This window comes from Streptomyces sp. NPDC058796 (assembly GCF_042745235.1).
In the GTDB taxonomy this organism is placed as follows: domain Bacteria; phylum Actinomycetota; class Actinomycetes; order Streptomycetales; family Streptomycetaceae; genus Streptomyces.
In genome coordinates this window covers 138177-149893 of record NZ_JBHYOP010000001.1, presented here as the reverse complement: position 1 = coordinate 149893, position 11717 = coordinate 138177, and the positions used below count along the sequence as shown (strand labels likewise).

Genomic DNA, 11717 nt, shown 5'->3' with positions numbered 1-11717 from the left:
CCGCACGACACCACTTCCCGCATTCTTGCCGCCGTTACCGATTCGTGTCACTCGCCTGTGGACAACTGGCCGCGATATGTCGCCCCTTACGGCCTTTGCGGAGCTTGCGCGGCAACGGCGCGCCCGGGGTCAGGCGGGGGTGACCTCGCGCAGCCGGCCCGTCTTCACGTCGAAGACGAAGCCGCGCACGTCCTCGGTGTGCAGGAGGAACGGCGAGGTGCGCACCCGCTCGATCGACTGCCGGACGTCCTGGTCGACGTCCCGGAAGGACTCGACCGCCCATGCGGGACGCTGGCCGACCTCCAGCTCCAGGTCGTGCCGGAAGTCCTCGGTGAGGGACTCCATGCCGCAGTTTGTGTGGTGGATGAGGACCACGCTGCGCGTGCCGAGCGCCCGCTGGCTGATGGTGAGCGAGCGGATCACGTCGTCGGTGACGACACCGCCCGCGTTGCGGATGGTGTGGCAGTCACCCAGGTTGAGGCCGAGCGCGCGGTGCAGGTCGAGGCGGGCGTCCATGCAGGCCACGACGGCGACGCGCTGGACGGGGCGGGCGTCCATCCCGGGGTCGGTGAACGCGTCGGCGTAGCGACTGTTCTCCTCGACGAGCCGGTCGGTGACGGAACCGCCGTCGGCCGTGGTGGACTCGGAGCCTGTGGGAGCCGATGCAGAAGTCGTCATAACCATGACGTTACTGGTCACCGTCGCGCCGGACCCCTCGGGAAGGCGGACAAAGAACGCCATCGCGTCTTGTTGTGAGCCACTCCACAGACCCGTACGGCCGCCTCCACACGGGTGAAGCAGCCTCCCGCGACGATTCGTGGGCGCCGGCTCCGCGACGCGCAGGCCGGTTGATTGACCGGGCCACAGGGTGGACTAAAGTGACGCGAAGCGGGAGGCGAGGCTCTCCCCGCTGGACTGAAAACCCCGGAGACCTGGGCGAAGTCCCGCCAGATCTCCCCACGTGCGCGGCGCGTACGTACGGCTCGGCCTCCTCCCGCTCCCGGCCGGCCGACGCTTCCGGCGCCGGCAGGACTCCCCTTCACGAGCGAGCGGGAGGGGACCCGGCGGTGCGTGACGCCGTGCCGGACCTGAGAGGCCGTCCCACTTGAGCCAGAGTCGACACGTCCCGGTGATGCTCCAGCGGTGCCTGGACCTGCTGGCGCCCGCCCTGAAGGACCCGGGCGCCGTGGTCGTCGACTGCACGCTGGGACTCGGCGGGCACAGCGAGGCGCTCCTCGCCCGCTTCCCCGAGGCCCGGCTGGTCGCCCTCGACCGGGACAAGGAGGCCCTGCGCCTGTCCGGCGAGCGGCTCGCCCCGTACGGGGAGCGCGCCACCCTGGTGCACGCCGTCTACGACGAGCTGCCCGACGTGCTCGGCCGGCTCGGCGTCCCCCGCGTCCAGGGCGTCCTCTTCGACCTCGGCGTCTCCTCCATGCAGCTCGACGAGGCCGACCGCGGCTTCGCCTACGCCCAGGACGCCCCGCTCGACATGCGCATGGACCAGACGACCGGCATGAGCGCCGCCGAGGTCCTCAACACCTACCCGCCGGGTGAACTGGTCCGCATCCTGCGGGCGTACGGCGAGGAGAAGCAGGCCAAGCGGATCGTGTCCGCGATCGTCCGGGAACGCGAGAAGGAGCCGTTCAACAACAGCGCGCGGCTCGTGGAGCTGATCCGCGCGGCGCTGCCGCAGGCCGCCAAGCGCACCGGCGGCAACCCGGCCAAGCGCACCTTCCAGGCCCTGCGGATCGAGGTCAACGGCGAGCTGTCCGTCCTGGAGCGGGCGATCCCGGGTGCCGTGGAGGCGCTCGGCGTGGGCGGACGGATCGCCGTGCTGTCGTACCACTCCCTGGAGGACCGCCTGGTCAAGCGGGTGTTCGCGGCCGGCGCCGCCAACACCGCGCCGCCCGGTCTCCCGGTCGTCCCCGAACGCTACGCGCCCCGGCTCAAGCTGCTCACGCGCGGTGCCGAACTTCCCACCGAGGAGGAGATCGCCGAGAACCGGCGAGCGGCACCCGCGCGGCTGCGCGGAGCCGAGCGCATCAGGGAGTCCACCGGGTGAAACGAGTGAGGCAGGGGGAGGGCCGATGAGCCGGAAACCCGAACTGAAGGGGAGGGCGGCCCGGCTGGCCAAGCTCTTCCCGCCCGGGAGCAGACGCGGCCAGGCCGCCCGGGCTCCCTTCGTCCTCCTGGTGGTCGTCCTCCTCGGCGGCGGGCTCATCGGGCTCCTCGTCCTCAACTCCGCGCTGAGCGAGGGCTCGTTCCAGCTGGACGACCTGAAGCAGCAGACCAAGGAGCTCACCGACGAGGAGCAGGCGCTCCAGCGGGACATCGACGCCTACTCCGCCCCCCGCGCCCTGCAGCGCCGCGCCCGCGAGCTGGGCATGGTGCCCGGCGGCGACCCCGCCTTCCTCGCCCCCGACGGCACCGTCAAGGGCTCGCCCAGCCCCGCGCCCACCCCGGCCACCCCGCTGGTCCTCGCCCCCGAGGCGCTGACCGCGCCGCCCACCACCGCGTCCCCCGGCAGCGAGCCGTCCGACCCGGCCCCCACTCCCACCACAGCGGCCACCCCCACCGCCGCGGCGACGCCCACCCCGACCCCGACCCCCGGCAGGTGACGGAAGTGTCCGACAGGGAACCGCCGCGCCGCCGCGTGCCCGGACCCGCCAGGCCCGTCCGCCCCGGCGCGCGACGGCAGCCCGGGCCGGGCGCCCGGCCCGCCCGCAGGCCCGGTCCGCCCCGGCAGGCCGCGCCCAGCACCATCCGGCTGGGCAGCCCCCGCCCACGCCTGCGCATGATCGGCCTCGCGCTGACCCTGGTGATGACCGCCTTCGTCGTACGGCTGCTCCAAGTGCAGGCCGTCGACGCCGGCACGTACACCGCCAAGGCCGAGCAGAACCGCTACGTCGTCCACACCCTGCCCGCCGAGCGCGGCGGCATCACCGACCGCAACGGCGTGGCCCTCGCCACCACCGTGGACGCGTACGACATCACCGCCGACCCCACGATGTTCACCCGCGAGCAGCTGAAGGTCGGCGACGGCCCCGAGCAGGCAGCGGCGCTCCTCGCGCCGATCCTCGGCGAGGAGCAGAAGGACCTGGTCGAACAGCTCCGCCCCGAGAACAAGGAGCTGCGCTACGTCCGTCTCGCCCGGAGGGAGACCCCGCAGGTCTGGAACCAGATCAAGGACCTGAAGACCGCGCTCACCAAGAAGGCGGAGACGGACGAGTCCGTGGTCAACGTCCTCGCGGGCGTCTTCGCGGACCCCAGCAGCAAGCGCGTGTACCCGGGCGGCGACCTCGCCGCCGGCATCCTCGGCTGGGTCGGCGCCGACGGCAAGGGCGGCGGCGGCCTGGAGCGGAAGCTGGACAAGACGCTGGCCGGCGAGGACGGCAAGATCCGTTACGCCCAGTCCGGTGGCCGCCAGGTGCCCACTGCCGGTTCCACCGAGACGCCCGCCGTACCCGGCAAGGACGTCGAGCTCACCATCGACCGCGACATCCAGTGGGCCGCTCAGCACGCCATCAGCGAGCAGGTGGAGAAGTCCAAGGCGGACGGCGGCTACGTCATCGTCCAGGACACCGCCACCGGCGAGATCCTCGCCATGGCCAACTCGCCGGGCTTCGACCCGGGCGACCTCACCCGCGCCGACCCGGACGCGCTGGGCAACGCCGCCCTCCAGGACGCCTTCGAACCCGGCTCCACCGCCAAGGTGCTGTCGATGGCGGCCGTGCTGGAGGAGAACGCGGCCACGCCGATGACCCACATCACCGTGCCCAACCGGCTCAAGCGCGGCGACCGGCTCTTCAAGGACGACGTCGACCACCCGACCTGGTACCTCACGCTCAACGGCGTGCTCGCCAAGTCCAGCAACATCGGCACCATCATGGCCACCGGCGAGCTCGGCAAGACGCAGGCGGAGGCGAACAAGGTCCTCTACTCCTACATGCGCAAGTTCGGCCTCGGGAGCTACAGCGGACTCGGCTTCCCCGGTGAGACCAAGGGCATCCTCGCGCCGCCGGACCAGTGGTCGACCTCGCAGCAGTACACGATTCCTTTCGGCCAGGGCGTCTCCATCAACGCGCTCCAGGCGGCCTCCATCTACTCGACCATCGCCAACGGCGGCGTCCGCGTCGAACCCACGCTCGTGCGCGGCACCAAGGGGGAGGACGGCCGCTTCACCCCGGCCGCCGAGCCCGAGAAGACCCGCGTGATCAGCGAGAAGACCGCCAAGACCCTCGCGCGGATGCTGGAGTCCGTGGTCGACGACGAGGAGGGCACCGGCAACAAGGCGCAGATCCCCGGCTACCGCGTCGCGGGCAAGACCGGCACGGCCAACCGGGTGGATCCGGCCACCGGCAAGTACCACGGCTACACGTCGTCGTTCGCCGGGTTCGCCCCCGCCGACAAGCCGCGGGTCACCGTCTACTGCGCCATCCAGAACGCCACGGAGGGCAGCTACTTCGGCGGCCAGATCTGCGGCCCCATCTACAAGCAGGTCATGGAGTTCGCCCTGAAGACCCTCCAGGTCCCGCCGACCGGTGCCGCCCCGGCGAACCTCCCGGTCACCTTCAAACCCTGACCCCGCCGGGCCGGTACCAAGCCGGCGCCGACGCAGTACCGAGCCACCAGGAACGACCCGTGACAACGATCACCCCCGATCCCGGGAACCAGAGCAGCGCCCCCACCTCACTTCGCCCGCAGGCGGGTACGCCCGGTACGCTCACCGCCGTGCCACACGCTGATCAGTCCCAAACCACCCAGAAGGGCCACCCCGTGACCTACCCGGGACCGCCCAGGCCGGTGCGGATCTCCGCCACACCCCTCGCGGAACTCGCCGACCAGCTGGGTGTCACCGCACCGGACAGCACCGCCGGGGTCACCGGCATCACCCACGACTCGCGCGCCGTCCGCCCCGGTGACCTGTACGCCGCCCTGCCCGGAGCCCGCCTCCACGGCGCCGACTTCGCCACCCAGGCCGCCGGCCTCGGCGCCGCCGCCGTGCTGACCGACCCGTCCGGTGCCGAGCGCGTCGCCGCCACCGGTCTGCCGGCGCTCGTCGTCGACGACCCGCGCGCGCGGATGGGCGAGCTGGCCGCCACGATCTACGGCCACCCGGGCCGCGACCTGCTCCAGATCGGCATCACCGGCACCTCCGGCAAGACCACCACCGCCTACCTCGTCGAGGGCGGTCTGCGCACGGCGAAGTCCACCGGCCTGATCGGCACGGTCGAGATGCGCATCGGCGACGAGCGCATCAAGTCCGAGCGCACCACGCCCGAGGCCACCGACCTCCAGGCCCTGTTCGCGGTGATGCGCGAGCGCGGCACCGAGGCGGTCGCCATGGAGGTCTCCAGCCACGCCCTGGTGCTCGGCCGCGTCGACGCCTGCGTCTTCGACATCGCGGTCTTCACCAACCTCAGCCCGGAGCACATGGAGTTCCACTCCGGCATGGAGGACTACTTCCAGGCCAAGGCCCAGCTCTTCACGCCGGAACGCAGCAGGCTCGGCGTGGTCAACGTGGACGACGAGTACGGGCGCCGCCTCGCGAACGAGGCCACCGTCCCGGTCGTCACCTACTCCGCCGAGGGCCACCCGGACGCCGACTGGCGCGCCGACGAGGTCGAGGTCGGGCCGCTGGACTCGACGTTCACCGTGCTCGGCCCCAAGGGCGAGCGGATCGCCGCCAAGTCGCCGCTGGCCGGACCGTTCAACGTGGCGAACACCCTCGCCGCGATCGTCTCCCTCGCCGCCGCCGGCCTCGACCCGCAGACCGCCGCCGACGGCATCGCCGCCGTCCCCGGCGTGCCGGGCCGCCTGGAGCGCGTGGACGAGGGCCAGCCGTACCTCGCGGTGGTCGACTACGCCCACAAGACCGACGCCGTCGAGTCCGTCCTGCGCGCCCTGCGCAAGGTGACCGAGGGCAAGCTGCACGCCGTGCTCGGCTGCGGCGGCGACCGGGACACCACCAAGCGGGAGCCGATGGGCGCCGCGGTGGCCCGGTTCGCCGACACCGCCGTACTGACCTCCGACAACCCCCGCTCCGAGGACCCGCTCGCGATCCTCGCCACCATGCTCCAGGGCGCGGCCTCCGTGCCCGCCCACGAGCGCGGCGAGGTCCAGGTCTTCGAGGACCGGGCCGCCGCCATCGCCGCGGCGGTCGCCCGGGCCGAGCCCGGCGACACCGTGCTGGTCGCGGGCAAGGGCCACGAGCAGGGCCAGGACATCGCCGGGGTGGTCCGTCCCTTCGACGACCGCCAGGTGCTGCGCGAAGCCATCCAGAAGACCCAGGTATGAGATCCCGAATGATCCAGCCGATCCTGATCCTGATCCAGGGGACGAACTTGTGATCACCCTCTCTCTCGCCGAGATCGCAGAAGTCGTCGGCGGGCGGATGCACGACATACCGGACGCGTCCGCGCAGGTCACCGGGCCGGTCGTCCGGGACTCGCGGGAAGCGGGGCCCGGCTGCCTCTTCGTCGCCTTCGTCGGCGAGCGGGTGGACGGCCACGACTACGCGCCGGCGGTCGTCGAGGCGGGCGCGGTGGCCGTGCTCGGCTCCCGCCCCGTCGGCGTGCCCGCGATCGTCGTGGACGACGTCCAGGCCGCCCTCGGTGCCCTCGCCCGGCATGTCGTACGACGCCTCGGCGCCACCCTCGTGGCCCTCACCGGGTCCGCCGGCAAGACCAGCACCAAGGACCTGATCGCCCAGGTGCTGCGCCGCAAGGCGCCCACGGTCTTCACGCCCGGCTCCATGAACAACGAGGTGGGGCTGCCGCTCACCGCGCTCACGGCCACCGAGGAGACCAGGTTCCTCGTGCTGGAGATGGGCGCCCGCGGCATCGGCCACATCCGGTACCTCTGCGAGCTGACCCCACCGCGGATCGGTCTCGTCCTCAACGTCGGCTCCGCGCACATCGGGGAGTTCGGCGGCCGGGAGCAGATCGCCCAGGCCAAGGGCGAACTCGTCGAGGCGCTGCCGCCGGCCGAGGAGGGCGGCACCGCGATCCTCAACGCGGACGACGCGCTGGTACGGGCCATGGCCTCCCGAACGAAGGCGAAGGTGGTCCTTTTCGGAGAGTCCGACGAAGCGGACGTTCGCGCCGAGAACGTGCGACTCACGGACACCGGACAGCCCTCCTTCAGTCTTCACACACCCTCCGGTGCAAGCGATGTGACCATGCGCCTGTACGGTGAGCACCACGTGTCGAACGCGCTCGCCGCGGCCGCCGTCGCCCACGAGTTGGGCATGTCCGCAGACGAGATCGCCACCGCGCTCTCCGAGGCGGGCTCCCTCTCCCGCTGGCGGATGGAGGTCACCGAGCGCCCGGACGGCGTGACGGTCGTCAACGACGCCTACAACGCGAACCCCGAGTCCATGAAGGCCGCGCTGCGTGCGCTGGCGGCCATCGGCAAGGGGCGCCGTACGTGGGCGGTGCTCGGCAAGATGGCCGAGCTCGGGGACGAGGCGCTCGCCGAGCACGACGCGGTCGGACGGCTCGCCGTCCGGCTCAACGTCAGCAAGCTCGTCGCGGTCGGGGGCAGGGAAGCCCGATGGCTGCAACTGGGCGCATATAACGAGGGTTCGTGGGGTGAGGAGTCGGTGCACGTGTCCGACGCACAGGCGGCGGTCGACCTGTTGCGCAGCGAGCTGCGCCCGGGGGACGTCGTGCTCGTGAAGGCGTCCCGTTCGGTGGGTCTGGAGAGCGTCGCCGCGGCGCTGCTGGAGACCGGCGCCGAGGGTGAGGTCGCCGCCCGATGATGAAGCAGATCCTGTTCGCGGGAGTCATTGGCCTGTTCCTGACGCTGGTCGGCACGCCGCTGCTGATCAAGCTGCTGGCCCGCAAGGGCTACGGCCAGTACATCCGCGACGACGGACCGCGCGAGCACGCCAGCAAGCGCGGTACGCCGACCATGGGTGGTATCGCCTTCATCCTGGCGACGGTCGCCGCCTACTTCCTCGCCAAGGTCATCACCAGCTACCTGGACCCGGAGGCGGACGCGGCGCCGACCTTCTCGGGTCTGCTGGTGCTCGGCCTGATGGTGGGCATGGGCCTGGTCGGCTTCCTCGACGACTACATCAAGATCGTCAAGAGGCGTTCGCTGGGCCTGCGGGCCAAGGCGAAGATGGCCGGCCAGCTCATCGTCGGCATCGCCTTCGCGGTGCTCTCGCTCCAGTTCGCGGACAACCGCGGCAACACGCCCGCGTCCACCAAACTGTCGTTCATCACCGACTTCGGCTGGTCGATCGGCCCGGTGCTGTTCGTCATCTGGGCGCTGTTCATGATCCTCGCGATGTCGAACGGCGTGAACCTGACCGACGGTCTGGACGGCCTGGCCACCGGCGCCTCCGTCCTGGTCTTCGGTGCCTACACCTTCATCGGCGTCTGGCAGTTCCAGGAGTCCTGCGCCAACGCGCTGACCCTGACCAACCCGGGCGCCTGCTACGAGGTGAGAGACCCCCTCGACCTCGCGGTGGTCTCCTCCGCCCTGATGGGCGCCTGCCTCGGCTTCCTGTGGTGGAACACCTCGCCGGCCAAGATCTTCATGGGCGACACCGGTTCGCTCGCGCTCGGCGGTGTGCTCGCGGGTCTGGCGATCTGCTCGCGCACCGAGCTGCTGATGGCCATCCTGGGCGGCCTGTTCGTCCTGATCACCATGTCGGTGGTCATCCAGGTCGGCTCCTTCCGCCTCACCGGCAAGCGCGTCTTCAGAATGGCGCCACTCCAGCACCACTTCGAACTCAAAGGCTGGTCCGAGGTCCTTGTCGTGGTCCGCTTCTGGATCATCCAGGGCATCTGTGTGATCGTCGGACTGGGCCTCTTCTACGCGGGATGGGCAGCGGACAAGTGACCGACTCCTCGGTGCCTTTCGAATTCCAGGGCAAGCACGTCACCGTCGCCGGGCTCGGCGTCTCCGGCGTCCCGGCGGCCAAGGTCCTGCACGGCCTCGGCGCGCGCGTGACCGTCGTCAACGACGGCGCGGACGAGCGCGCGCGGGCGCAGGCGGCCCAGTTGGAGGCGCTCGGCATCACCGTGCGCCTCGGCGACGGGGACACGCTGCCCGACGGCACCGAGCTGATCGTCACCGCGCCGGGCTGGAAGCCCACCAAGCCGCTGTTCACGGCGGCCGGTCAGGCGGGCGTCCCGGTCTGGGGCGACGTCGAACTGGCCTGGCGCCTGCGCCGCCCGGACTCCGCGCCGTGGCTCGCGGTCACCGGCACCAACGGCAAGACCACCACCGTCCAGATGCTGGCGTCGATCCTGAAGGCGGCCGGTCTGCGCACCGCCGCCGTCGGCAACATCGGCGTCTCCCTGCTGGACGCGGTCACCGGCGACGAGCAGTACGACGTGCTCGCCGTGGAACTCTCCAGCTACCAGCTCCACTGGGCGCCCTCCCTGCGCGCCCACTCGGCCGCCGTCCTCAACCTGGCCCCCGACCACCTCGACTGGCACGGCTCCATGGAGGCGTACGCCGCCGACAAGGGCCGCGTCTACGAGGGCAATCGCGTCGCCTGCGTCTACAACGTCGCCGACAAGGCCACCGAGGACCTGGTCCGCGAGGCCGACGTCGAGGAGGGCTGCCGGGCCATCGGCTTCACCCTCGGCTCCCCGGCCCCCTCCCAACTCGGCGTCGTGGACGGCATCCTGGTCGACCGCGCCTTCGTCGAGGACCGGCACAAGAACGCCCAGGAGCTCGCCGAGGTCTCCGACGTCAACCCGCCGGCCCCGCACAACATCGCCAACGCCCTCGCCGCCGCCGCCCTCGCCCGCGCCTTCGGCGTCCCCGCCGCGGCCGTACGGGACGGGCTGCGCGCCTTCACCCCCGACGCCCACCGCATCGCGCACGTCGCCGACGTCGACGGCGTGGCGTACGTGGACGACTCCAAGGCCACCAACACCCACGCCACCGAGGCGTCCCTGGCCGCCTACGAGTCGATCGTCTGGATCGCGGGCGGACTGGCCAAGGGCGCCACCTTCGACGAGCTGGTCGCGGGCGCGGCGAAGCGGCTGCGCGGTGCCGTACTCATCGGTGCCGACCGCGCGCTGATCCGCGAAGCCCTGGCGCGACACGCCCCCGAGGTACCCGTGGTCGACCTCGACCGGACCGACACTGGTGCGATGCTCCAGGCCGTCCAGGAGGCCCGGCGACTCGCCCGGCCCGGCGACACGGTGCTGCTGGCCCCGGCCTGTGCCTCCATGGACATGTTCACCAACTACAACAAGCGCGGCGACGCGTTCGCACAGGCCGTTCGCGAACTCGGCGCCTGACCCGGCCGCCTCCTGCGCCGGGTGATCTCGGGAGGACGCGTGGGACGGTCCATGCCGACGTACAGCGGAGGCCGTGATGCCCGGTAGTCCCCAGAGCCGCACCGGACGTCCGCCCGTGCGGCGGGCCACGAAGCGCCCCGTCGCACCGCCGCCGCACGACAACCCGGTGCTCCGCCTCCACCACCGTCTCCGCCGTGCCTGGGACCGGCCGCTGACCGCCTACTACCTGATCTCCGGAGCCGGTGCGCTGATCACCGTGCTCGGCCTGATCATGGTCTACTCGGCCTCCCAGATCACCGCGCTCCAGCTCTCGCTCCCGGGGTCGTACTTCTTCCGCAAGCAGGCCCTGGCCGCCCTGATCGGCGCCGGGCTGCTGGTGGCCGCGATGAAGATGCCGGTGAAGCTGCACCGGGCGCTGGCCTACCCGATCCTCGCCGGTGCCGTGGTCCTGATGATCCTGGTGCAGGTCCCCGGGATAGGAGTCGCGGTCAACGGCAACCAGAACTGGATCGCGCTCGGCGGCTCCTTCCAGATCCAGCCCAGCGAGTTCGGCAAGCTCGCCCTGGTGCTGTGGGGCGCGGACCTGCTCGCCCGCAAGCAGGACAAGAGGCTGCTGGCCCAGTGGAAGCACATGCTGGTGCCGCTGGTGCCGGCCGCGTTCATGCTGCTCGGGCTGATCATGATCGGCGGCGACATGGGGACGGCGATCATCCTGACCGCCATCCTGTTCGGCCTGCTGTGGCTGGCGGGCGCGCCGACCCGGCTGTTCGCCGGCGTGCTGTCGATCGCCGTGCTGCTCGGCTTCATCCTCATCAAGAGCAGCCCCAACCGCATGGCCCGGCTGGGGTGCCTCGGCGCCACCGACCCCGGCCCCGGCGACGCCTGCTGGCAGGCCGTGCACGGCATCTACGCCCTCGCCTCGGGCGGGCTGTTCGGTTCCGGGCTCGGTGCCAGTGTGGAGAAATGGGGTCAACTCCCCGAAGCGCACACCGACTTCATCTTCGCCGTCACCGGTGAGGAGCTGGGCCTGGCGGGGACGCTGTCGGTGCTCGCCCTCTTCGCGGCTCTAGGCTATGCGGGTATCCGCGTGGCCGGACGCACGGAAGACCCGTTCGTGAGGTATGCCGCGGGAGGCGTGACCACCTGGATCACGGCCCAGGCCGTGATCAACATCGGTGCGGTCCTCGGGCTGCTCCCGATCGCCGGTGTCCCGCTCCCGCTGTTCTCCTACGGCGGTTCCGCCCTGCTGCCGACCATGTTCGCCATCGGTCTGCTGATCGCCTTCGCGCGTGACGAACCCGGTGCGCGGGCGGCGCTTGCGCTGCGGCAACCTCGCTTTGGTAGAAAGCGGGGGGCCAGGGGTCCCGGGTCCAAGCGGAATCCCCGGAGTTGGAACACGATGCGACGGCGTGCCTCGAAGGCGCGCTCGTCCGGAGAGCGGTGAAT

9 protein-coding genes are annotated in these 11717 nt (G+C 71.4%); 8 read left to right on the top strand and 1 reads right to left on the bottom strand.

Annotated elements, in window-relative coordinates; genetic code table 11:
* Positions 1-129 precede the first annotated feature (129 nt).
* Positions 130-684: a beta-class carbonic anhydrase gene (locus tag ACFW47_RS00670; RefSeq protein WP_386282726.1), complete on the bottom strand. Its 555-nt coding sequence runs from the start codon at positions 682-684 to the stop codon at positions 130-132.
* Positions 685-1105: 421 nt separating this feature from the next.
* Between ACFW47_RS00670 and rsmH the strand changes: the two genes are divergently transcribed.
* From rsmH to ftsW, 8 genes are all read left to right on the top strand, one after another.
* Positions 1106-2062 carry a 16S rRNA (cytosine(1402)-N(4))-methyltransferase RsmH gene (rsmH, locus tag ACFW47_RS00665; RefSeq protein ID WP_386282723.1) on the top strand — a complete coding sequence of 319 codons (957 nt, stop codon included), beginning with the start codon at positions 1106-1108 and terminating at the stop codon, positions 2060-2062.
* Between the two features lie 25 nt (positions 2063-2087).
* The gene (locus ACFW47_RS00660) at positions 2088-2618 is read left to right on the top strand and encodes a septum formation initiator family protein (RefSeq protein WP_386282720.1); all 531 of its coding nucleotides are present in this window, start codon (positions 2088-2090) and stop codon (positions 2616-2618) included.
* Positions 2615-4582, top strand: a complete 1968-nt coding sequence (locus ACFW47_RS00655) for a peptidoglycan D,D-transpeptidase FtsI family protein (protein ID WP_386282717.1) — start codon at positions 2615-2617, stop codon at positions 4580-4582. The genes ACFW47_RS00660 and ACFW47_RS00655 overlap by 4 nt, the downstream gene beginning before the upstream one ends.
* Before the next feature lie 194 nt (positions 4583-4776).
* Positions 4777-6297, top strand: coding sequence for a UDP-N-acetylmuramoyl-L-alanyl-D-glutamate--2,6-diaminopimelate ligase (locus ACFW47_RS00650; protein ID WP_386282947.1), 1521 nt, complete (start codon positions 4777-4779; stop codon positions 6295-6297).
* Between the two features lie 49 nt (positions 6298-6346).
* Complete coding sequence (murF, locus tag ACFW47_RS00645) at positions 6347-7762, top strand: UDP-N-acetylmuramoyl-tripeptide--D-alanyl-D-alanine ligase (RefSeq protein ID WP_386304198.1); 1416 nt, start codon at positions 6347-6349, stop codon at positions 7760-7762.
* On the top strand, positions 7762-8853 hold the full coding sequence (gene mraY, locus ACFW47_RS00640; RefSeq protein ID WP_019327998.1) for a phospho-N-acetylmuramoyl-pentapeptide-transferase: 1092 nt from the start codon (positions 7762-7764) through the stop codon (positions 8851-8853). Before murF ends, mraY begins: the two co-directional genes overlap by 1 nt.
* 11 nt (positions 8854-8864) lie before the next feature.
* Positions 8865-10271, top strand: coding sequence for a UDP-N-acetylmuramoyl-L-alanine--D-glutamate ligase (gene murD, locus ACFW47_RS00635; protein ID WP_386282712.1), 1407 nt, complete (start codon positions 8865-8867; stop codon positions 10269-10271).
* Positions 10272-10347: 76 nt separating this feature from the next.
* Positions 10348-11715 carry a putative lipid II flippase FtsW gene (gene ftsW / locus ACFW47_RS00630; protein ID WP_386282710.1) on the top strand — a complete coding sequence of 456 codons (1368 nt, stop codon included), beginning with the start codon at positions 10348-10350 and terminating at the stop codon, positions 11713-11715.
* Positions 11716-11717 lie beyond the last annotated feature (2 nt).